18 protein-coding genes are annotated in these 21,993 nt (G+C 69.7%); 9 read left to right on the forward strand and 9 right to left on the reverse strand.

Features of this window, described 5'->3' with window-relative positions:
• Window positions 1-61 precede the first annotated feature (61 nt).
• From ACIBJH_RS04745 to ACIBJH_RS04755, 3 genes are all read left to right on the forward strand, one after another.
• Window positions 62-1,030 (forward strand): ArsR/SmtB family transcription factor, encoded by a 969-nt coding sequence (locus ACIBJH_RS04745; protein WP_399115368.1) that lies wholly within the window; start codon window positions 62-64, stop codon window positions 1,028-1,030.
• 58 nt (window positions 1,031-1,088) lie between these two features.
• Entirely contained in the window at window positions 1,089-1,592 is a 504-nt protein-coding gene (locus ACIBJH_RS04750; protein WP_359607098.1) for a glutathione peroxidase, read from the forward strand.
• 78 nt (window positions 1,593-1,670) lie between these two features.
• A complete protein-coding gene (locus tag ACIBJH_RS04755) occupies window positions 1,671-2,570 on the forward strand; it encodes a MerR family transcriptional regulator (protein WP_399115369.1) in 900 nt (299 codons plus the stop codon).
• A gap of 583 nt (window positions 2,571-3,153) precedes the next feature.
• On the opposite strand, the gene ACIBJH_RS04760 is transcribed toward ACIBJH_RS04755, so the two are convergent.
• The 3 genes from ACIBJH_RS04760 to ACIBJH_RS04770 all read right to left on the reverse strand — a co-directional run bounded on the left by ACIBJH_RS04760 (window position 3,154) and on the right by ACIBJH_RS04770 (window position 5,603).
• The gene (locus ACIBJH_RS04760) at window positions 3,154-3,363 is read right to left on the reverse strand and encodes a DUF397 domain-containing protein (protein WP_262062655.1); all 210 of its coding nucleotides are present in this window, start codon (window positions 3,361-3,363) and stop codon (window positions 3,154-3,156) included.
• A 241-nt stretch (window positions 3,364-3,604) separates the two neighbouring features.
• The gene (locus ACIBJH_RS04765; RefSeq protein WP_262062656.1) at window positions 3,605-4,462 is read right to left on the reverse strand and encodes a helix-turn-helix transcriptional regulator; all 858 of its coding nucleotides are present in this window, start codon (window positions 4,460-4,462) and stop codon (window positions 3,605-3,607) included.
• A 388-nt stretch (window positions 4,463-4,850) separates the two neighbouring features.
• The gene (locus ACIBJH_RS04770; RefSeq protein WP_026179532.1) at window positions 4,851-5,603 is read right to left on the reverse strand and encodes a GPP34 family phosphoprotein; all 753 of its coding nucleotides are present in this window, start codon (window positions 5,601-5,603) and stop codon (window positions 4,851-4,853) included.
• A 276-nt stretch (window positions 5,604-5,879) separates the two neighbouring features.
• Between ACIBJH_RS04770 and ACIBJH_RS04775 the strand changes: the two genes are divergently transcribed.
• Together ACIBJH_RS04775 and ACIBJH_RS04780 are read left to right on the forward strand one after the other, a co-directional pair.
• Window positions 5,880-8,933, forward strand: a complete 3,054-nt coding sequence (locus tag ACIBJH_RS04775) for a D-alanyl-D-alanine carboxypeptidase (RefSeq protein WP_399115370.1) — start codon at window positions 5,880-5,882, stop codon at window positions 8,931-8,933.
• A gap of 187 nt (window positions 8,934-9,120) precedes the next feature.
• Window positions 9,121-10,968, forward strand: a complete 1,848-nt coding sequence (locus tag ACIBJH_RS04780) for an MFS transporter (protein WP_399115371.1) — start codon at window positions 9,121-9,123, stop codon at window positions 10,966-10,968.
• A gap of 86 nt (window positions 10,969-11,054) precedes the next feature.
• Here the strand turns inward: ACIBJH_RS04780 and ACIBJH_RS04785 are convergent, their stop codons facing one another.
• The gene (locus ACIBJH_RS04785; RefSeq protein ID WP_399115372.1) at window positions 11,055-11,894 is read right to left on the reverse strand and encodes a hypothetical protein; all 840 of its coding nucleotides are present in this window, start codon (window positions 11,892-11,894) and stop codon (window positions 11,055-11,057) included.
• Between the two features lie 81 nt (window positions 11,895-11,975).
• On the opposite strand from ACIBJH_RS04785, the gene ACIBJH_RS04790 reads away from it, so the two are divergent.
• Together ACIBJH_RS04790 and ACIBJH_RS04795 are read left to right on the forward strand one after the other, a co-directional pair.
• Window positions 11,976-12,764 (forward strand): SDR family oxidoreductase, encoded by a 789-nt coding sequence (locus ACIBJH_RS04790; protein WP_399115373.1) that lies wholly within the window; start codon window positions 11,976-11,978, stop codon window positions 12,762-12,764.
• Window positions 12,765-12,899: 135 nt separating this feature from the next.
• Window positions 12,900-14,477 carry a sodium:solute symporter family protein gene (locus ACIBJH_RS04795; RefSeq protein ID WP_399115374.1) on the forward strand — a complete coding sequence of 526 codons (1,578 nt, stop codon included), beginning with the start codon at window positions 12,900-12,902 and terminating at the stop codon, window positions 14,475-14,477.
• A 9-nt stretch (window positions 14,478-14,486) separates the two neighbouring features.
• On the opposite strand, the gene ACIBJH_RS04800 is transcribed toward ACIBJH_RS04795, so the two are convergent.
• Together ACIBJH_RS04800 and ACIBJH_RS04805 are read right to left on the reverse strand one after the other, a co-directional pair.
• The gene (locus ACIBJH_RS04800; RefSeq protein WP_399115375.1) at window positions 14,487-15,605 is read right to left on the reverse strand and encodes an ADP-ribosylglycohydrolase family protein; all 1,119 of its coding nucleotides are present in this window, start codon (window positions 15,603-15,605) and stop codon (window positions 14,487-14,489) included.
• Between the two features lie 734 nt (window positions 15,606-16,339).
• Window positions 16,340-16,732 (reverse strand): ATP-binding protein, encoded by a 393-nt coding sequence (locus tag ACIBJH_RS04805; protein WP_399115376.1) that lies wholly within the window; start codon window positions 16,730-16,732, stop codon window positions 16,340-16,342.
• A gap of 112 nt (window positions 16,733-16,844) precedes the next feature.
• Here ACIBJH_RS04805 and ACIBJH_RS04810 point away from each other — a divergent pair, with 112 nt between their 5' ends.
• Together ACIBJH_RS04810 and ACIBJH_RS04815 are read left to right on the forward strand one after the other, a co-directional pair.
• Window positions 16,845-17,657, forward strand: a complete 813-nt coding sequence (locus ACIBJH_RS04810) for a helix-turn-helix domain-containing protein (protein WP_399115377.1) — start codon at window positions 16,845-16,847, stop codon at window positions 17,655-17,657.
• Window positions 17,654-17,842 carry a DUF397 domain-containing protein gene (locus tag ACIBJH_RS04815; RefSeq protein ID WP_399115378.1) on the forward strand — a complete coding sequence of 63 codons (189 nt, stop codon included), beginning with the start codon at window positions 17,654-17,656 and terminating at the stop codon, window positions 17,840-17,842. Before ACIBJH_RS04810 ends, ACIBJH_RS04815 begins: the two co-directional genes overlap by 4 nt.
• Before the next feature lie 121 nt (window positions 17,843-17,963).
• Here the strand turns inward: ACIBJH_RS04815 and ACIBJH_RS04820 are convergent, their stop codons facing one another.
• From ACIBJH_RS04820 to ACIBJH_RS04830, 3 genes are all read right to left on the reverse strand, one after another.
• Window positions 17,964-18,407, reverse strand: a complete 444-nt coding sequence (locus ACIBJH_RS04820) for a hypothetical protein (RefSeq protein ID WP_399115379.1) — start codon at window positions 18,405-18,407, stop codon at window positions 17,964-17,966.
• A 157-nt stretch (window positions 18,408-18,564) separates the two neighbouring features.
• The gene (locus tag ACIBJH_RS04825) at window positions 18,565-19,125 is read right to left on the reverse strand and encodes a hypothetical protein (RefSeq protein ID WP_399115380.1); all 561 of its coding nucleotides are present in this window, start codon (window positions 19,123-19,125) and stop codon (window positions 18,565-18,567) included.
• Window positions 19,126-19,206: 81 nt separating this feature from the next.
• The gene (locus ACIBJH_RS04830) at window positions 19,207-21,792 is read right to left on the reverse strand and encodes a bifunctional FO biosynthesis protein CofGH (protein ID WP_399115381.1); all 2,586 of its coding nucleotides are present in this window, start codon (window positions 21,790-21,792) and stop codon (window positions 19,207-19,209) included.
• Between the last annotated feature and the right edge of the window lie 201 nt (window positions 21,793-21,993).

Genomic DNA, 21,993 nt, shown 5'->3' on the forward strand with positions numbered 1-21,993 from the left:
CTGCGGGGGTGCGGGCGCGGGTCGTATTCTTTCGCGCGGACGCGAAACAGCGGGGGTGCGGATGGGGTGGTGGCAGCTCAACGCCGACACCCTCGCCCGGAGCCGGTTCGTGCTGTCGTCGTTCGCCGAGACCTTCGCCTCGCTGAAACTGCTGCACGCCGGGGTGGGCGCGCACCCCGGTGAGCAGGAGTGGCTGCGGGACCATCTCCCGGGCTACCGGCGGCAGTTGGCGGCCGATCCGGTCACCGGGGCGCTGGTGCGGGCGGCGCTCGGGCGGTCCTGGATCGCCGACTTCGTCTGCCCGACCCAAACGGACCGGGAGTCGTTCGAGGAGACCGTCGCACGCGTGCGTACGGCCCCGCCGGCCGCCGCGCGCGCGAACCTCATGGTCTCCCTCGCCGGACCGCTCCCCGCCGCCCTGGAGCGCGACGACCTGCCCGAGCGGGCGGCCCGGCTCCTGGAGTACGTGTGGGAGGAGACCGTACGGCCGTCCTGGGAGCGGCGGCGGCGCGTCCTGGAGGCCGATGTGGTCGCGCGGACCGCACAGGTGAGCCAGGGCGGCTGGGCGGCCGTGCTGGACGCGCTGCGGCCGGGCCGGACCCGGTGGCTCGGCGAGAACCGGCTCCAGGTCAATCTGCACGAGTATCCACCGCGCGAGATCTCCGGCGCGGAGCTGCTCTTCATGCCGGTCACGCCCGGGGCCGGGTGGGTGTCCTGGGAGGAACCGGACCGGTACGCGATGATCTACCCGTGCTCGGGCGTCCTCGCCGACCCCGGCGGGCGGGCGGTGCCCGAGAGTCTGGGGACGCTGCTGGGCGCCTCGCGGGCGGAAGTGCTGGTGCTGCTCGGCTCGCCGATGAGCACCAGCCAGCTGACCGCCGTGACCGGGCAGGGGCTCGGCTCGGTGGGCCGGCATCTGAAGGTGCTGCGGGACGCGGGGCTGGTGGAGCGGCGGCGGGCGGGGCGCTCGGTGCTGTATTCGCGGACGGCGGCCGGGGAGGTCGTGGTGGAGGCTGCCGCCGGTGCCTGAGTCCGGAGGCGCATGGGCCGCCCGCGAGAACGACATTTACCGGAGTTAGCATCCGGTTATGACGACTACAGAGAACACGGGTCCCCTCGCCGTCGAGATCGGGTCGCTCAAGGGCGGCTCGGCGGACCTCTCGCAGTACGCCGGCCAGGCCGTCCTCGTGGTGAACGTGGCCTCCAAGTGCGGGCTGACCCCCCAGTACACGGGCCTTGAGCGGCTCCAGGAGCGGTACGCGGCACAGGGCTTCACCGTGCTGGGCGTGCCCTGCAACCAGTTCCTCGGGCAGGAGCCCGGCAGCGCCGAGGAGATCGCCGAGTTCTGCTCCGCCACCTACGGCGTGACCTTCCCGCTGACCGAGAAGGTCGAGGTGAACGGCGACGGCCGGCACGAGCTGTACGACCGCCTCGTCGGCTTCGCGGACGCGGAGGGCCACACCGGCGACATCCGCTGGAACTTCGAGAAGTTCCTCATCGGCCGCGACGGCACGGTCGTCGCCCGCTTCTCCCCGCAGACCGAGCCGGAGTCGGCGGAGGTCGTGGCGGCGGTGGAGGGTTCCCTCGCCTAGGAAGGTGTTGACCTTGCCCCTGGGGCAAGGCCGAGCGTCCTTGTCGCCGGGCGGACGGATTCCGCCCGGTGACGGAGGATGGTTGAGGTGGACGACGAACTGCTGACCATCGGGGCGTTCGCGGCCCGGGCGCGGCTTTCGGCCAAAGCGCTGCGGCTGTACGACCGCCTCGGGCTGCTGTCACCGGCACGCGTCGACGCGGTCAGCGGCTACCGCTACTACCGCGCCGGCCAGGTCGAGCGGGCCCGACTCGTGGCGCTGCTACGGCAGTTGGACATGCCGCTGGCCCGGATCGCCGCGCTGGTCGAGGCGGACGGGGTGGACGCGGCCGGACTCCTCGCCGCGTACTGGACTGACGTCGAGACCCGGATCGCCGGGCAGCGCGCGCTCGCCGAGTACCTCCGTGCACGCCTTTCGGGGAGGAGCTCCGAGATGTACGGAAAGTTCATGGTCGAGACGGTCGAGGTACCGGAACAGGTGCTGATCACCGAGACCCGGCACATCCTCGCGGACGAGTTGCCGGCCTGGATCGGGGCCTCGCTCGGGCGCCTGGAGGCGGCGGCCGAGGAGTGCGGGGGCGTGAGCGGTGCGCCGTTCGTCGCCTACCACTCCGAGGTGTCGACGGAGAGCGACGGGCCGGCCGAGTCCTGCGTGCCGGTCGCGGACGAGGCGGCGGCGCGGGCGTGGGTCGCGCGGCAGGGCCGGACCCGGCAGACCGCGGTCCGCGTCGAACCGGCCCGGCGGCTGGCGTACACCCGCATCACCAAGGCGCAGGTGGCACATCCGCAGATCCTCGCCGCGTTCGAGGCGGTGGAGCAGTGGGTGACCGCGGAGGGGCTGCGGTACGCCGGTCCGTGCCGAGAGGTGTACTTCGCGGACTGGGCGGCCGCGGGGCCGGGGGACGCGGTGTGCGATGTGGCGTTTCCGGTGGAGCGGGATCCTGGTTCAGTGGGCGTGACGGGGGATCAACAGCGGTAGGGCCGGGGGCCGTTGGCTGTGGCGGGGGCTCGGTAGCCGTGAAACCGGGGGCCGTTGACCGTGGCACGGGGCTCGGTAGCCGTGAAACCGGCGGCCGTTGACCGTGGCACGGGGCTCGGTAGCCGTGAAACCGGCGGCCGTTGACCGTGGCACGGGGCTCGGTAGCCGTGGAACCGGCGCCTGTTGACCGCGGCCGGGGCTCAGTAGCCGTAGATCGGGCCCGGTCCCTGTAGCCGCGGGTCGGGCTCGATCGCCGTGGGAGGGGCATGGCTCCGGCAGCCGCAGAAACGGCCCGGCAGCCGTGAGAATGGGCCCACCAGCGCGGCACAGGGCCGACAGTCGCGGCCCAGGCCCGACAGGTGCGGCGCGGGCCCGTTGGGTGCGGCGCGGGCTCAGTAGCCGTAGAACTGGCGGCCGTTGGGCGTGGCGCGAGCCCGGCGGCCGTCGCCTTGTCGGCCCGGTGGGCGGCGCCCTGGGTGTGATGGGCGGCGCCGCGTGGGCGTGGCCGAGCCCCCTCGGCCGGGACGGCGGGCCAGTCGAGAGGGCTCTTTCGGTGTACCTATGAAATTGGAGTGATCATTCGTCACGCGAGGCCGACAGTCCCCCTGCCGACCTCGGCCACGAAGGCGTTCCACGCGTCGACGGGGAACGCAAGTGTGGGGCCGTCGAGGGTCTTGGAGTCCCGTACGGCCAACGCCGCGAGAGCTGGGGACTTGACCTCGACACACGCGCCGTTTCCGGCCGAGTACGAGGACTTGATCCAGTTGTCGTTGGCGCCTTGCTGAATTGCCATTTTTGCTCCGGTTACGCCAGTTGATGAGTCGCTGTCCCCGCGCGTCCCGTCCGGCCACGAACACTCCGGACGTACAACACGGTTTGCGCCAACGCCTGTTGCTCGATGGCGTGATCGACGCTACTCGCCAACATCGGTAGGCGAAGCGGCCATTCACTCGACCGGGTGGCATATTCCCCTGGTGCTTCCATCCTGGCTGGCGGAAGGTGTACAGTGCGGCCCCTTCCGCCGGACAGGCCACTCAGCGGGCGTACTCCTTCGCGATGTCCGCGATGAACTGATGCGACTGATCCACGTTCAGGGCCTGGGCGCGCAGGTGCTCGTACATGACGCTGTACTTCTGCACGTCGGCCGCCTTCTCCAGGTACAGGTCGCTGGTGACGCCCTCGATGTACACGACGCTGGAGTCCGCCGCGTCGGGGAACTCCAGGATCGCGTACTGCCCGTTGAGGCCGGGGTGCGCGCCCACCTCGTACGGCAGCACCTGCACGGTGACGTGCGGGAGTTGGGACATCTCGGCGAGGTTCTCCAGCTGCTCGCGCATCACCTGACGGCCCCCGACGACCCGGCGCAGCGCCGCCTCGTCCAGCACCGTCCACAGGCGCAGCGGGGATTCCGCGGCGGAGACACGTTCCTGCCGGCGCAGCCGCACCTCGACGCGCTTCTGGATGTCGCTCGGCGAGGTCTCGGGCAACGCGCCCCGGATGAGCGCCTCGGCGTAGGGCCGGGTCTGCAACAGGCCCGGGATGATCTGGGGTTCGTAGGCCCGCAGCGAGGCCGCGTCCGTCTCCAGGCCGATGTAGACGCTGTACGGGATGTCGCCGAAGGAGTGCCACCAGCCCTGCTGGCGCGAGTCCTTGGCCATCTGCATCAGCGAGTCGACGATCCGGACGTCCTCGACCTCGTAGACCCCGCACAGATCGCGGACGTCGCGCTGGCTGATGCTGCGCCGGCCGTTCTCCAGCCGGCTGATCTTCGACTGCGACACCAGCAGCCGCTCGGCGACCTCTTCGGCCGTCATGCCCTTGAGCTCGCGGAGCCGACGCAACTCCTGGCCCAACCGGCGTCGCCTGACGGTGGGATTGACACTTGACGCCACGGGAACGTGCACCTCCGGCTGCATGCCTCTGCTTGCCACTGCTTACTGCTACTTGCCGCTACTTGCCGCTACTTGCTGCTCACTGCTTGCCACTTTGCGTATCTGCTGTTGAGCAGACTGCCACCAAGGTGGTTTCTACCGCTGGGAAACGGTGGATATGCGGCAGGTACGAGCCAGGTTCCGGTCGGCCACGGTGTCCGTAGATGCGGCCGAGCGGGGTGGAGTGACGTTACGTCTACTCCACCCCGCTCGGACCAGCGGCTCCCGAACCGGGTCTTGGGGACTGGCGGTGCGGCGGTACTGCGGTATTGCGGTACTGAGTGGTGCGTGTACTGCGGTCGTGCGGTCCTGTCGTGACTGATGCGGGCGTGTGCCGTGGAACTGCGGCTCAGTGAGCCACGGCGCGCGCCATGGTGCCGCGGTGCGGCTGCATCGGAACACCACGAGCCGGTTCCGGTGGCCTTGATCCGGGCGCGGCCTGACGGCCGGCCGGGGCCGGGCTGCGGCGTGGCTGTGCGGCCACACCGTTCTGGACGTCCATCACGGCGTGCGCCACGAGTCCGCCCATGGGGTCGTGCCTGATCAGGTCCCGCAGCCGGGAGCGGGACGAACGTCCCTCATTACCCGGATACAGGTGCTTGCCCAGACCCACCGCGTGCGCCAGTGCGGCGAGCGCGGCGGTCCGCGGGTCCGGCGGTACGCCGGTGCGGATCGCGGAATCGAGTCGCGCCCTGATCTCACGGCTGATCTCGTTGTCCGTCGCCTGATAGCGAGTCGTGGGCAACACCCCGCACATCTGTCCCGCCACGGCATGCACCATGCCGCACCGCTCCAGATGCGAGAGGTAGGTCTGGCGAAGTCCCAGTCGGGGCCCGCCAATCCAGTTCACTGCACGCACGGGAGCGCCACGCCTTCGCAGCAACTCCAACGCGCAGTCCAAAGTTGGATCTCCAGTCGGCCGTGGGACTACCACGGCGATACGATCCCCGTCTGGGGCTATCCGTCCGGCCAGCGCCAGCTCCACTAGCTGTGCTCCGGCCAGGCCGAGGTCGAGCGACTGCGGCTGCGCAGTGGTACCCGTGGCCGGGTCCAATGCCAGCAGCAGAAGCTCTTCCGGAAGTGTTCTGCGGCTCCTGCCCATCCATGCCTCCCCGCGTGGATGAATGACAGGGTGACCCCTCTCACATCTGTCTGTCGAGGGTGCGTGACCGCTTCGTAGTGGAACCGGTAGGTATGTCGTTCTCGTCTACCGCAGGGGTTAAGCCCGCACACAGGACACTGGTACATCGTTCGGACAACGGTGTTTGATGCGTTGTCCGGGCTGCGGGTAGGAGATTTACCGGCTGTTTTCAGCTGTTTTTGTAGCTGTCTCGGCTATCTCGGTCGGTTCGGTTGACGCACGGTGGGCGTGCGGCTCATGGAGGAGGCATCGGTGGCGGGCGAGTCCCCCGACAGGTCGAAGCAGCGCGAGTCGTCGGCAGAACCGACGCCGGGGAGCGCGAGTCCGGTTCCCGAGGCGAGGTCCGAACGCGACCCGCGCCTGGCGGTGGCCCGCGAGGCCACGTCGACGTCGTCGCAGCGCGGGGGTGTGGACACCGCGACGAAGATCTTCTCGATCCGTGAACTGCGGCCGGAGACGGCGGAGGACGGGGAGGGGGGCGGCACCGACGGGGCTGGTGATGCCGGCGGGTCGTCGGGTGCGGCCGGTGGGGCTGGTGGGTCGGGTAAGGCCGGCGGGTCCCGTGGGGCGGCCGACGCGGGCGGAGCCGGTGGCTCCGACGGTTCCGAGTCGGCCGGGGGTGGCGAGTCCGCCGACGGTTCCGAGTCCGCCGTGAGTGGCGAGAGTCCCAAGGGCGTCGAGTCCGCCGAGGACGGCGAAGGCTCCGAGGCCGCCGAGGTCTCGGCGGGTGGTGAGGACGCTGAAGCTGCCGAAGCCGCCGGAGCCGTCGATCCGCAGAACCCTTCCGCCAAGGGCGGCCCCGCGGGCGATGCCCGGCTGCGGGCGGCTGTGGCGGCTTGGGTGTCGGGAGCCGACGAGCCGGACGGTTCGGCCGCGGAGGAACCCGCGAGTGCCGACGACGCGGGCGAGGCTTCTACGGCCGAGGGCGCGGCGCAGTCCGCCGAGAGCGCGGAGACCGTGGTCGTGGCGACCCGCACTGCCAAGGGCAGCCCCGAGGCCGCTGAGGCCGCTACGGAGACCGAGGAGGGCTCCGTGAGCGCCGTGGCGGCCGAGGCGGCCGACGCCGAGACCGAGGACGGCCCACAGGACGCGGTTCCCGAGACCGCGGAAGCCGGCGAGGCCGAGGCCGAGTCCGTGGCCGACGAGATCACGGACGCCCGCCCGGAGGACACCGGCGCCCGCGAGGACGCGGTTCGCGACGCGGCCGAGACGTCGGAGGCCGCCGGGGACGCGGACGCGGAACCACAGGACGCCGTGCCCGGGACGTCCGAGGACGAGCCGGAGGACACCGCGCCGGGCGCGTCCGCAGCCGAACCGGAGGACACCGCACCCGGGGCCCCCGAAGACGAACCGGAAGACGCGGCACCCAGCGCGTCCGCGGCCGAACCGGAAGACGCGGCACCCCGCCCCTCCACACCCGAACCCGAAGACACCGCACCCCGCGCCTCCGAAAACGAGCCGGAAGACGCGGCGCCCAGCGCCTCCGCAGCCGAACCGTCAGACACCGCGCCCGACTCACCCGACTCACCCGACTCACCCGACTCACCCGACTCACCCGACTCACCCGAAGACGCGGCAGACGAGCCGGAAGACGCCGCCCCGGCCTCCGAAACGCCCGGCCCCGGCTCCGGCTCCGACCCCACCCCCGAACCCGATCCCGACCCCGAACCGGAAGCCGCCGACGGCGCCCCCGCCCCACAGGCTCCACCCGCAGCCGACAACGCAACCCGCACGGGTGGTGCGGGTGGGAAAACGGAGCCGGGCGACGGCGTAGCCGAGGCGGTCGATCAGCCCACCGCCGTCTTCAAGGCCGTACGGCCGCCCAAGCCCGCGGTGGACCAGCCGACGACCACCCTCAAGGCACCGCCCGCCCCGAAGGCCCCCGAGGCCCCCGCCGAGCGCACCAGCAAGTTCGTCGCGCTGAAGCCCCTCGACGAACCCCGCACGCCCCGCACACCCCGCAGGGACACCGCCCAGGTCGGCCCCGAGCGCACGACCCAGCAGCCGCTTCCCCCGAAGCCCCCGCTGGATCTCCTCGCCGAGTTGACCAACACCCCGCCGCCGCCGGAGACCCCGGTCCGCACCGCGATCCGCAGGGTCAAGATCTGGACCCCGCTGGTCGTCCTGCTGGCGATCGTGTTTGCAGTAGTGCAGGCTCTGCGACCGCTGCCGACGCCGTCCCTCACGCTCACCGCCGAGGACTCGTACACCTTCGACGGCAGCAAGGCGAACCTCCCGTGGCCGAGCGAGGGCCAGGGCTGGATGGACGTCAACGGCATCGGCACGATGGGCAGCTTCGGCAAGCAGACGCCGGTCGCGATCGGGTCCGTGGCCAAGGCGATGACTGCGTACATCGTCCTCAAGGACCATCCGCTGAAGGCGGGTGCGGAGGGCGAGAAGATCACCGTGGACGCGACCGCCGAGAAGGAGGGCGGTTACGACAAGGACGGCGAATCCACGCTCAACACCGTCAAGGCGGGCGACGTCCTCACCGAGAAGCAGGCGCTGTCGGCCATCATGATCCCGTCGGCGAACAACATCGCGCGACTGCTGGCCCGTTGGGACGCTGGCTCCGAGGCGGCGTTCATCAAGAAGATGAACGACACCGCGAAGTCGCTCGGGATGACGAACACGACGTACACCGACGCGTCCGGGCTGAAGGAGACCACCGTCTCCACCGCCGAGGACCAGGTGAAGCTGGGCAATCAACTGGTCGGGATCCAGGCGCTGATGGACATCACCAAGCTGCCGAGCTGGGTCGACCCGTCCGGCAAGAAGTGGACCAACTACAACCGCCTGGTGCCGTACAACAACTCGCTCGGCATCAAGACCGGCACCACCACCGCGGCCGGCGGCAACCTGCTGTTCGCCGCCACCAAGGAGGTCGGCGGCGAGACGGCCGTCGTCGTCGGCGCGATCCTCGGCCAGCACACCGCGCCGATCATCGACACGGTCAACGCGGTCAGCAAGACGGCGATGCTCGCGGCGCAGGACGCGATGAAGTCGGCGAAGATCCTGAAGAAGGGTGACGTCGTCGGGTACGTGGACGACCAGCTGGGCGGTCACACGCCGGTCGTCGTCACCAAGGACGTCGCCGCGGTCGGCTGGGCCGGCCTGAAGGTGAAGCTGTCCTTCGCCTCCGACGCCGTACCGCACACCGCGAAGGCCGGCACCAAGGTGGGCACCCTCACCGTGGGCGACGGTTCGGGCGGCGCGGTCAAGGTGCCGGTCGCCCTGCAGAAGGATCTCGCGGAACCGGCCCTGACCGCGAAGCTGAAGCGTCTCGGCTGACCCACGAGGCGCCGTACGTCACCGCACCCCGCCGGTCGGCCACCCGCACGGGAGCCCGTCGGCGGGGTGCGTGCTAGCGTCGCGAATCGGGGCACGTCGCCGGTCGAGGGGACGCGGCGTCGAACAGGCCGGGAACGGGACGGGACGCGGCCGGGAACAGAAGACGGGACACGGGGAGTGCCTTCAGGTGGCCACAGCGGAGCCGACACGCGCCGACGATGCCGATCCGGGCCCGGTAGCCGGCCCGCGAATACACCTGCCCGCGCAGCACACGGACCACGAAGCGACACCTGGCGGTAGCACCCGCTGGGCGGGTCTGGTCGACCGCCTCCGCGCACCCTTCCTCCGCCACCCGGTGATCGGCTTCACGCTGCTCTCCGGGGTCCTGCACATCGTCTGGTTCTTCACGTTCGCGAACAGTGGCGGCGATCTGGCGGCGCAGGACGCCTGGGCGGAGTTCGTCGGCCGGCACCCGGACTCGGCGTACAACCTCGCCTGGTACGGCGGCATGCACCCGGTGTCGTACAGCGTGGTCTCGCCGTATCTGATGTCGGTCCTCGGTGTCCGTACGACGATGATGATCGCCGGGACGATCTCGGCGGGCCTGCTCACCCTGATCCTGATCCGCAGCCGCTCCGTCAAGAACCCGCTGTGGGCCTCGCTCGCGGGTGTCTTCGCGCTGCTGTGCAACGCGGCCTCGGGCCGGGTGACGTACGGCCTGGGCATGGTGTTCGGGCTCGGCGCCGTGGCCGTCGTCTTCTGCTGGCCCTACCGCTGGCGCTACAAACGCTGGGCGAAGGCCCTGTGCGCGGCCCCGCTGGCCGCGCTCGCGACGATGTCCTCGCCGGTGGCCGGACTGTTCGTGGGCCTGGTCGCCGTGGCCCTGTTCCTGCAGAAGCGGCGGCCCGGCGCCTGGGCGCTCGGCCTCGCGCCCGCGGCCGTGGTGGCCGTGTCCGCCTGGCTGTTCCCGTTCTCCGGCACCCAGCCGATGCTGTTCGGCTCGATGATCCTTCCGCTGGCGTCCGGGGTCCTCGTCTACTTCCTGGTGCCGCGCGAGTGGATCACCGTACGGATCACGGCGGCCGTGTACAGCATCGGGGTCATCCTGGTCTGGCTGGTCAGTTCGCAGATCGGCTCGAACATCAGCCGGCTGGCGATGCTGTTCGCCGGCGTGGCCCTGATCGCCGCGCTGCCGTTCGTGACGCCCCGCTCGCGCAAGTGGTACACGATCGTGCTGGCCTTCATCGGCTTCACCGGCTGGATCGGCTTCAAGTCGGTCGACGACGTCGTCAACACCGCGCCCGCCGCGTCCTGGTCGCACGAACTCGCCCCGCTGGTCAACGAACTCCAGGAGGTCGGCGCCGAGCGCGGCCGGGTCGAGGTCGTCCCGGCCGCCTCCCACATCGAGGCCTCCGCGCTCGCGCCCTACGTCAACCTGGCCCGCGGCTGGAACCGCCAGGCCGACATGGAGCGCAACCCCCTCTTCTACGACGACACCCTCAACTCGGCGAACTACCACGAGTGGCTCCAGCGCTGGGCCGTCCACTACGTCGTCCTGCCGAAGGACAAGCTGGACGGCGACGGCGGCGAGCGCGAACGGGACCTGGTCCAGCGCGGGATGCCGTATCTGAAGCAGGTCTGGGGCGACACGAACTGGCAGCTGTTCCAGGTCACCGACCCGACACCGCTAGCCGAGCCGAACGCGGTCGTCGACCGGGCCGAGCAGGGCGAGCTGACCATCGAGGTGAAGAAGAAGGGCCGGATCCTGATCCGGATCCCGTACTCGCCGTGGCTGAGCGTCGTCGACGCGAAGGGCAAGAGCCTCAAGCCGCCGCAGGAGACCGACGCGTCGAAGCATCGCGCCGAGGGCACCCCGAAGACGTACGACAACCTCAACGGCTGCCTGATGGAGACCGAGGAGGACTCCAAGGGCGACAAGTGGACGATGCTGCTGGCGCCGAAGGCGGGGACGTACAGGCTGGCGGCGCCCTACCAGTTGCCGCGAGGCACTCCGTGTCCGGACGAGTTGAAGTGAGCGTTCATCGGCCTGAACGGCCTCGTCCGCAAACTCCCCCAGAGGGGGGACCCCCAACGGGCTGAAAGTGACGGGCGTCGAAGAGATCACCGAAGCCGGTCCACATACCTGTCCGTGCCCGGCACCGTGGGGATGAACGGCGCCACCAACTCGACCGTCCCCAGGCCCGATTCGGCCACGGCCGTGTCCAGTCCCGTGAAGTACTCCTCCCAGCAGTCCCGCGGATCCGCCTCCAGGAACCACAGCAGCGTCAGCCGGGTGTCGACCCCCTCGACCTGCTTGACGTAGGTCATGCGGTCGCCCGGCAGCGGGGTGGGACGGAACACGGTCACCATCGCGGCCGGGGAGCCCGCGAGCCGCTTGGGGAGGTGCCGGGAGCGGAGCCACTCCAGCAACTCGGCGCGCTGCTCGGCCGATTCGCTGTCGACGACCTCCAACACCAGCCCGGCGTAAGGGTGGTCGAGGGCGTGGAAGTCCCTCGGCCCGGCCGCGCCGTCGCGGTACACGGTCGCCTCGTGGTCCTGGAACGCGGTGAAGACGTGCGTACGGTCCTGGTAGACCCGCCCGTCGCGATTCAGCCGTTTGTTGATGCCGACGGTCCACTTCATGTGGTCGTCGTAACGGCCCTCGGTGACCCAGTACGTGGAGAGGTAGCAGCCGGCGGTGACGGGCTGGGCGATCGCCGACTTCTCGGGGTGGCGCAGGAGTTGGAGGTCGCGGGTGGCGACCCAGCGGCGGCCGGCGTACATCCAGGGCATGGCCATCGCGCCGGCGTAGTAGTGGTCGTCCTCGTACCAGCGGTTGTAGGCGTACTCGTGGCCGGGATGCGGTTCGACCATGGTGATCAGCGCGTGGCCCGGCCGGACTCCGTACGGTCCTACGGCGGCCAGCTCGGCGTACACGTCGCTCCGGGTGTCCTCGCTCACGTCGCTCCCCTTCCGTCCTCCGCCGGTCGCCCATACTCTGACGCCCCGTCAGATAAATCGCCAGACCCCGGGAGGGATCGGATGTCGCTGCTCGCGGGCAAGACCGTCGTCGTCTCGGGGGTCGGGGCCGGACTCGGCCACCAGGTCGCCGCCGCCGTCGTACGGGACGGAGGCAACGCCGTGCTCGGCGCGCGCACGGAGTCGCATCTCGCCAAGTCGGCCGCCGAGATCGACCCCGACGGGTCGCACACGGCGTACCGGTCGACGGACATCACGGACGAGGCGCAGTGCGAGGCGCTCGCGGAGGTGGCGCGGGAGCGGTTCGGGCGGATCGACGCGGTGGTCCATGTGGCCGCGTGGGACAGCTACTTCGGCGGGATCGAGGACGCGGACTTCGCCACCTGGCAATCGGTGCTCGACGTGAACCTGCTGGGGACGCTGCGGATGACCCGGGCGTGCCTGCCCTCGCTGAAGGAGGCGGGCGGCGGCTCGGTCGTCTTCATCGGGACGCAGTCGGCGGTGGCCGCGCCCTCGCAGGTGCGGCAGGCGGCGTACGCGGCGTCGAAGGGGGCGCTGACGAGCGCGATGTACTCGCTGGCAAGGGAGTTGGGGCCGTACCGGATCCGGGTGAACACCGTGCTGCCGGGGTGGATGTGGGGGCCGCCGGTGGAGGCGTACGTGCAGTTCACCGCGCACACGGAGAAGGTGCCGGAGGCGGAGGTGCTGAAGCGGCTGTCGGACCGGATGGCGCTGCCGGAGCTGGCGACGGACGGGGATGTGGCGGACGCGGCGGTGTTCCTGGCGTCGGAACGGGCGCGGGCGATCACCGGACAGTCGTTGCTGGTCAACGCCGGGGAGCTGATGCGATGAGTTCATGTAGGTGAACACGGAACATCAATCCGAACGATTTTACTCGCCCTTGACCGTGCGCTTACTTGTCGTGCTCACGCACGACCGCCCACGATGAGCCCCGGGCTGAACCGGCTCAATCGTGGGAGGGCGCATATGAACGGGCTCGACTGGGCCGTACTCGTCGGCTATTTCGGCGTGATGGTGGCCATCGGCGTGTGGTCGCACAAGCGTGTCGACAACGTGAGCGACTTCTTCACCGCCGGCGGCAAGATGCCCTGGTGGCTGTCCGGCATCTCGCACCACATGTCGGGCTACAGCGCGGTCATGTTCACCGGCTACGCGGGCATCGCCTACACCTACGGCATCACCTCCTTCATCACCTGGTCGTTCCCGATCGCCCTGGGCATCGCCATCGGCTCCAAGCTGTTCGCGCCGCGCATCAACCGGCTGCGCTCCCGGCTCCATGTGGCTTCCCCGCTTGAGTACCTGAAGAACCGCTACAACCTGCGCACCCAACAGGCGCTCGCCTGGTCCGGGATGCTGCTGAAGATCGTGGACGTGGCGGCCAAGTGGGCGGCGATCGCAACCCTGTTGTCCGTCTTCACCGGTGTGTCCCTCAACCAGGGCATCCTCGTCACCGGCGCGATCACAGCCGTCTACTGCACGATCGGCGGCCTGTGGGCGGACGCGCTGACCGAACTCGGCCAGTTCGTCATCCAGTTGCTCGCCGGCATCTCCATGTTCGTGGCCGTCGTACTGAAGTTGAACGACAAGGGCATCGGATTCCTCGGCGCCTGGGACGAACCGGCGCTGCAGGGCCACGGCAAACCGCTCGTCGGCCCCTACGGCACGGTGTTCCTCCTCGCGTTCCTCTTCATCAAGCTCTTCGAGTACAACGGCGGCATGCTCAACCAGGCCCAGCGCTACATGGCCACCAAGAGCCCCCACGAGGCCGAGCGTTCGGCCCGGCTGTCGTCGGCGCTGTGGCTGATCTGGCCGACGGTCCTGTTCTTCCCCATGTGGATGTCGCCGCTCCTGGTGCACGCACAGAAGCCGGACGGCTCCGACTCGTACGGCCTGATGACCGAACAGCTGCTGCCGCACGGCCTGTTGGGCCTGGTCGTGGTCGGCTTCTTCTCCCACACCATGGCCATGTGCTCGTCCGACGCGAACGCGATCGCGGCCGTGTTCACGAGGGACGTTGCACCGGTCGTATCGGCCAAGGCCCGTGCGTGGACGGACCGTTCGGGGCTGATCGCGGCCCGGGTGACGACGGTCGTCTTCCTCGGCCTGTCGATGGCGGTGGCGACGCAGATCAACTCGCCCACGTTCAAGGACATCATCACCGTCGTCATCAAGTGGGTCGCGGGCCTGATGGGCCCGATCGCGATCCCGATGATGCTGGGCCTGCTGCGCCCCTTCCGCAAGTCCGGTCCCACGGCGGCGCTGACGAGCTGGGCGGCGGGCCTGTTCGCCTTCTGGCTGGTCAACTACCCGATCAACTGGGAGATCGACGGCGGGGTGCCGCTCCAGTACCAGGTGTCGATACCGCTCGCGGTGTCGCTCGTCCTCTACATCTTCATCGGCTATGTGAAGCCCGAGGACACCCCGGAACGGGACGCGCTGATCGAGAAGATCAACGGGGGCGGGGACGACGACGGCGAGGCGGCGGCGGTCGCGGTACCGGCGCAGGCCGGGGCGGGCGACGACGTGGTGGGCAGCCAGTCGTAGTCCGTCGGGTCACGCCCCTCGGGGATACCGGGCGATCCAGCCCGGAGAGGACCCGGCGGGCCCGTGCAACGCGGGCCCCTGGGTCATCTCCACGGCGAAGTCGTCCGCGAGCACGAGCAGCGTGGGACGGCCCTCCAGTTCGGCCAGCCAGGCTGGTGGGAGGGCCGTCTCGCCGTACAGGGCCCCCAGCAGCCCACCGGTGAGCGCCCCGGCGACCCCGGAGGGCCCGCCGTGATTCACTGCGAGACACATCCCGTGCCGTACGTCCTCACCGACGAGCGCGCAGTACACGGCCCCGGCGAGCACCCCCTCCGCGCTCCCGTCCCCCACGAGTTCCTCGACCCGCCCGGAGGTGGGCATCCCCTGCCGTACGGCACCGAGGGCGCGCTGAAGCCCATCGGAGACGGCCTGATGCCCGGGCCGGGCGGCAAGCAGCGCGAGCGCCCGCTGCACGGCGGCGTCGAGGCTCTCCCCCCGGGCCAGCCCGTGCACGATGACGGCGTAGGCACCGGCCGCCAGGTACCCGATGGGATGCCCATGAGTCTGCGCCGCGCATTCGACGGCGAGCTGCATCACAAGCTGCGGCTCCCACCCGACGAGCAGCCCGAAGGGCGCGGAACGGGCCGCCGCCTCGCCCCCGACCTCACCGGGATTCTTGGGCGCGTCGAGCGTCCCCATCCGCTCGTCCCCAAATCCCAGCAGACAGGCCCGAGTCGGATCGCGCCGCGCGTAGAGCCACTCCTCGCGTGCGAGCCACCCGTCGTCCTTACGACGCTCGTCGGGTCCCCAGTCGTGCTGGGTGGCGGCCCACCGCAGGTAGGCCCGGTGCAGATCGGTGGGCGGATGCCAGGCACCGGTGTCCCGTCTGACCTGCGCCCGGATCAGCCCGTCGACGGTGAAGAGGGTGAGCTGCGTGAGATGCGTGACGGCGCCGCGCCGCCCGTACCCGAAGACGAGATCCACGACGCCCTCCGCGCCGTAGGCCTCCCGGATCTCGTCGATCGCCAACAGGTCGACGGGCGAGCCGAGCGCGTCCCCCACGGCGGCCCCCAGCAGGGTCCCCCGCACCCGGCTACGAAAGTCCTGCTGCTCGACCCGGCCCCAGACGGCCCCGACTGCCGTACCCACCAAGACCTCCTCCGGGCTCCGTCCGTACGTACGAGTCAGTTCAGCACTGTAATCGAACGGGGACGGTGGGTTGAGGGGGTGGATCGGTATGCGGGGAGTTGGACCGGCCTGCGTTTTCGATAGTGCCGTTGGGCCACTCGCTTCTTTGCCAGTGTCGGGCTTCCACGGCCCGAGTAAAGGGCGCTACGCGTCGCCTTCGGCGATGGCCCTGCGGGCCACCCTTGACTCGGCCCGCTCCAGCCCGTTCGAGAAGCGAGCGAGCGGCCCGGAAGGACGGGTGGCCTGGGCAGGAGGGCCCATGCCTGAGCTGTGTCGCTGGCCGGTGCGGCGGGGGCGCGTCCGCGTCTCGTCTGCACGCCGGGCCGGTTCAGCGGCCAACCGCGAGTGGGTGGATGGATGGGTGGGGGTGCTGGAAGGTGTGTGGGTCAGACTAACCGCTGACTGGCCCCATGACAGGTTAGAAATGACCCCACAGTCCAGAGGGGTGTACCGCCGCCAGTTGCCGACGACCGGCCCGGAGTCTCCATCCATCCCCCATTCCTCATCCCGCCTCTTGCGGGTGTCCCCACCGGGGGTTGGCCGCTGAGCCGACGCGGCGTGCAGGCGAGGCGGGGACGCGCTCCCTCCGGGCCGCTCGCTCGCTTCTCAATCGGGCGGAAGCACGACACTGGCAAAGAAGCGAGTGGCCCAACAGCAACTGGTGACAGACCTCATCATCAACACGCTCGTCCGGGTCACGGATCCACCTGACCCGGCACGAGTTCGGCCCACACGGTCCTGCAGGGGGCGAGTGCCTCATCAACACCCCAACGGTCCGCGTACGCCGAGGCCGAGTTCGGGACATGCGGGACCCGGTCGCCCCGAGCGTCCGTCACCTCGATACGGAGCGTGCCGTGCGCGTCGAGCCGTAGCGCCAGTCTGAAGTCGCGGCCCGGCACGCGCCCGTGCACGACGGCATTCGCGGCGAGTTCGGCGACGACGTGCTCCGCCGCCTCGGACGGCAGTCCCCAGTCGGCGAGTTGACGTTCCGTGAGGAGACGGGCCAAGCGGGCTCCCCGCCGGGTCGCGGACAACAGGACGGTGAAGTGCCCTACCAGGGGCGCGGCTTGGATGATTTCTTCGTTCACATCACTCAGCGTGGTCACTCCTGTCTACCCTGAACAGCATTCATGTCGGTACGGAGCGCGACTGTCCGGGTGCGGTCCGGGGTCGTCCGGCTCGTGTGCGGAAGGTGGCGGTGTGGACGACGAAGAGGCCATGGCCGTACTGAAGGCGGTCGGCCGTCAGATCAAGATGTGGCGGGAGGCCGCCGGGCTGTCGCAGGCGGAGTTCGGGGTGAGGATCGGGTACAGCGAGGAGATGGTGTCCTCGGTGGAGCGGGGGCGACGGGCCGCCAAGCCGGAGTTCCTCGACAAGGCGGACGAGGTGTCGGGGGCGGGCGGGAAGATCTCCGCGATGAAGGAGGACGTGGAGCAAGCGCGCTACCCGAAGAAGGTTCGCGACCTGAAGAACCTGGAGGACGAGGCCGTGGAAATGGGGGCCTACACCGCCCTGCACATCCACGGTCTGCTCCCAACACCGGAGTACGCACAGGCGTTGTACGAGATGCGGCGCCCCGCATACACGGAAGAGGAGATCGAACGTCTCGTGGCCGCCCGTATGGCGCGCAAAGAGGTCTTCGAGCGCACGCCTCGGGCGTTGATCACCTTCGTCCAGGAGGAGTCGACCCTGCGACGACCGGTCGGGGGCAGAATGGTGCAGCGGCAACAGCTTGAACACCTACTGGAGGTAGGCAAGTTGCGGCACGTGGAGATCCAGGTGATGCCCACGGACCGGGAGGGCCACGCGAGTGTGAGCGGCTCGTTCCGTGTGCTGAAACTCCGGGACGGAAAGACACTGGGGTACTCGGCGGCCGAGTTGCACAGCCGGGTGATCAGCACTCCTCGGGAGGTCCAGATCCTGGAAATGCGCTATGGGATGATCCGAGCGCAGGCTCTCTCGCCCCGGGAGTCGCTGGCGTTCATCAAGAAAGTGCCGGGAGAAGAGACATGACCTCCTCAACCTTGGTGTGGTTCAAGAGCAGTTACAGCGGCAACGACGAGCCTGACTGCGTCGAGGTCGCCGTAGCCCCAGCCCACGCCACCGTCCACGTACGCGACTCCAAGAACACGCAACGCGCTCAACTCGCCTTCGCGGATGCCTCGTGGGCCGAGTTCGTGGCGTTCGCCGGCCGCTGAGCCTGGGGCGAAAGGACCGCGCAAGTCATCGTGCGCGGCGGGCGCGGCGTGCCGGGCGACTCCGAGGAAATCGCCCGGCACCGGCTGCCGCCGATGCGGATCAGCGTGAAGGGGCGCGGGACTACGTGAGCTTCTCGCACACCTTGAAGCTGTTGCCCTTGTACTGCACGCAGACGACAGTGTTCTTGGGGACCTTCAGCCCCTTGCCGTCGGCGTGGCCCCAGCCTGCGTAGGCGGAGTAGATGCCGTCGATCTTTCTGACCGTGGCCTTCTTCCAGCCGGCGCCGACCTTGGTCTTGCCGCCCGGCTTCTTGTAGGTCCAGCGCGCGTAGTAGGTCCCGGTGCGCTTGACACCGGTCTCCCTGTCCCCGCCGATGGCGTCCACGATCCGCGTCGAGGTGCCCTTGGTGTACGTCTTGTCACCATTGATGCAGTAGGTCGGATTGTGACGGCACGCTACGAAGTTGACCGTCGTCGTCGCCGCCGAAGCGGGCGATGCGACGAGCGAGGAGACCAAGGCCGCCGTTGCGCCGACGAGCAGCGCCTTCCCCGTTGTGTTGTTCATATGTGCGTGTTCCTTTGACAGATGGGTGATCGTCGGAGAAGTTTGCAGCATTTCGGCATACGCACCCATTGATATGGGCGTGAAGATCGTGTGCCGGTTCGTGCGACAGACGTGTTCCCGCGACCAGCAACTCCCTGATGCACAGCACTCGTTGGGCCTACTTGACCACGATCACTCTCGTGCTCGTCGTCCCGAACGTCCACAGCGCCGCCCCGTCCGCCTTGCCCATGCGCACCCCGCCCGTCTGTTTGCCGGCGGCCGCTGGCGGTGAGGAGCCGTCGACCGCGTTGGAGAAGGCGATGTTGAGACCGGACTTGGTGGCGAAGTAGACGATGTTCTCGATCTGGACGCCGTCGGAGCCCGTCGTGGCGTCCTTGCGGACGGACACCGTGTAGGTGCCGGGGTCGGGGCTCACCGTGCCGGGCCAGACCGGGAAGGTGCGGCCCGCCTTGTCGCTCGCGTCGACCAGCCAGACCCGTTTCTGGCCGAGCGCGTAGACGATGCGGCGCCCGGTGCCGGAGGAGGCGGGTACCGCGGCGGCCGTCGCGTGCGGCTTGGGGGACGTGGACGCGTGCGCGGACGCCGAGGCGCTCGGGCGGGCGGCGGCCGCCTTCGGGTGCGGCCCCTTGTTGGCCTGGACGGCCAGGACCGTGACCGCGGCGATCGCTCCCACCGTCAAACCGGTCACCCAGACCTTCGAGGCAGGCACGGCACGCATCTCCTCAGCTACACAGCCCCCACATCCCTATCGAACAGGGGTCGGATCATCGTACCGGCCCCCATCCGGGCGACCGTCCCCTCAGTCCAGCACCGGCAGCAGCTCCGGCAGGTGTCCGTCCGACACCGCCGCCGCCCGCTGGCGCTCCTCCGGCACTTCGCCGTACAGCGTCGTGCGCGGTCTTGCCGGGCGGCCCGCCAGTTCCGCCACGGCGACCAGATCGCGTACCGACTTGTACGAGCCGTACGACGAACCCGCCATCCGCGAGATCGTCTCCTCCATCAGCGTGCCGCCGAGGTCGTTCGCCCCGGAGCGCAGCATCTCCGCCGCGCCCTCCGAGCCCAGCTTCACCCAGCTCGTCTGGATGTTGGGGATGTGGGGGTGGAGCAACAACCTCGCCATCGCCACTACCGCCCTGTTGTCCCTCATCGTCGGGCCCGGCCTCGCGATCCCCGCCAAGTACACCGGAGCGTTCGTGTGGATGAACGGCAGCGTCACGAACTCCGTGAAACCGCCCGTGCGTTGCTGGACGGAGGCCAGGGTCCGCAGATGTCCCAGCCAGTGCCTGGGCTGGTCCACATGGCCGTACATCATCGTCGAGCTCGACCGGATGCCCAACTCGTGTGCCGTGGTGACGACTTCGATCCAGGTCGCCGTCGGCAGCTTGCCCTTGGTGAGGACCCAGCGGACCTCGTCGTCGAGGATCTCCGCCGCCGTGCCGGGGATGGTGTCGAGGCCCGCCTCCTTCGCGGCCGTCAGCCACTCGCGGATCGAAAGGCCGGTGCGCGTCGCGCCGTTCACCACCTCCATCGGGGAGAACGCGTGGACGTGCATCCCGGGAACCCGCTCCTTCACCGCCTTCGCGATGTCGAAGTACGCCGTGCCGGGCAGGTCGGGGTGGATACCGCCCTGCATGCAGACCTCGACCGCCCCTACTTCCCAGGCCTGTTGGGCGCGGTCGGCCACCTGGTCCAGCGACAGCGTGTACGCGTCCGCGTCCGTACGGCGTTGCGCGAAGGCGCAGAAGCGGCAGCCCGTGTAGCAGACGTTGGTGAAGTTGATGTTCCGCGTGACGATGTACGTCACCTCGTCACCGACCGTCGACTTCCGTACGTCGTCCGCGATCCGGGTCAGCGCGTCGAGCGCCGGGCCGTCCGCGTGCAGCAGGGCGAGGGCCTCCGCGTCGGTCAGCTTCGTGGGGTCGTCGGCCGCCGTCGCCAGTGCCTGCCGTACGTCCGTGTCGATGCGCTCGGGCACCATGCCGGGCGCCGCCGCCTCGCGCAGGGCGGCCCAGTCGCCGTAGACCTCGTCGAAGTCGTCCCGGCGATCGGACGTACGGCCCTGCGTGTCGATCGACGCGTGCAGATCCGTACGGCCGGAGGACACGAACGCCTCCTCCGGTTCCTGCCAGGCGTGGCCCTCCACGACCGCGTCCGCACGCGCCAGTCCCGTCTCCGGGTCGGCCAGGGCCCGTACGTGGGGCAGCAGCCGTGGGTCCAGCCAGGGTTCGCCGCGGCCCACGAACTCGGGGTAGACGCAGAGCCGTTCGCGGAGTTCGAAGCCCGCCTCCGCCGACTGTTCGCGCAGCAACTCGATCTGCGGCCAAGGGCGTTCGGGGTTCACATGGTCGATGGTGAGAGGGGACACCCCGCCCCAGTCGTCGATGCCCGCGCCGATCAGGCGTTTGTACTCGGAGTCCACGAGGTTGGGCGGTGCCTGGAGGCAGGCCGACGGGCCCATGATGTGGCGGGCCACCGCGACCGTCGCCACCAACTCGTCCAACTCCGCGTCCGGCATGCCGCGCATCGCCGTGTCCGGCTTGGCGCGGAAGTTCTGGATGATGAGTTCCTGGATGCCGTGGTAGGCCCTCGACACCTTCCGCAGCGCGAAGAGGGAGTCCGCGCGCTCCTCGTACGTCTCGCCGATGCCGATCAGGATCCCGGACGTGAAGGGGACGGAGGAGCGGCCCGCGTCCTCCAACACCCGTAGGCGTACGGCGGGTTCCTTGTCCGGGGAGCCGTAGTGCGGGGCGCCGGGCTCGGACCAGAGCCGGGTCGCGGTCGTCTCCAGCATCATGCCCATGCTCGGAGCCACCGGCTTGAGGCGCTGGAAGTCCGTCCATGTCATCACGCCGGGGTTGAGGTGGGGCAGCAGGCCCGTCTCCTCCAGGATGCGGATGGAGATGGCGCGGACGTAGGCGATGGTGTCGTCGTAGCCGTGCGCGTCGAGCCACTCGCGTGCTTCCGGCCAGCGGTCCTCGGGCTTGTCGCCGAGGGTGATCAGGGCTTCCTTGCAGCCGAGGGCCGCGCCCTTGCGGGCGATGTCGAGGACCTCGTCCGGGGACATGAACATGCCGTGGCCGGCGCGGCGGAGTTTGCCGGGGACGGTGACGAAGGTGCAGTAGTGGCACTTGTCGCGGCACAGGCGGGTGAGGGGGATGAAGACGCTCTTCGAGTACGTGATCACACCGGGGCGGCCGGCCGCCGTCAGGCCCGCGTCGCGCACCCGGGCGGCGGACGCGGTGAGGTCGTCCAGGGCCTCGCCGCGGGCCTGGAGCAGCACCGCCGCTTCCGTCACGTCGAGGGCGACGCCGTCACGGGCGCGTTTGAGGGCGCGACGCATGGAGTTCTCGGTCGGGCCGGTTCCGGAGCTCGCGGGTGTCGTCATCCTTCGAGCATACGATCGGTGTGATCAGGCCAAAGAGGGGCGCCCGATTCGTTCCGGCCGGTCAGGTCGTTACACGGTGTCACTGGCCAGGGGAGCGCTCCGCCCTCCCCGCACCGGCTCCGGTTTCCCGTCACCCGCCGATTCCCTTTCCTTGCCCGGGAGTTCACAGCCGACTATCAGAGTCGTACGGGTCACCTCTGC

This window comes from Streptomyces sp. NPDC050548 (assembly GCF_044457385.1).
Lineage (GTDB): Bacteria > Actinomycetota > Actinomycetes > Streptomycetales > Streptomycetaceae > Streptomyces.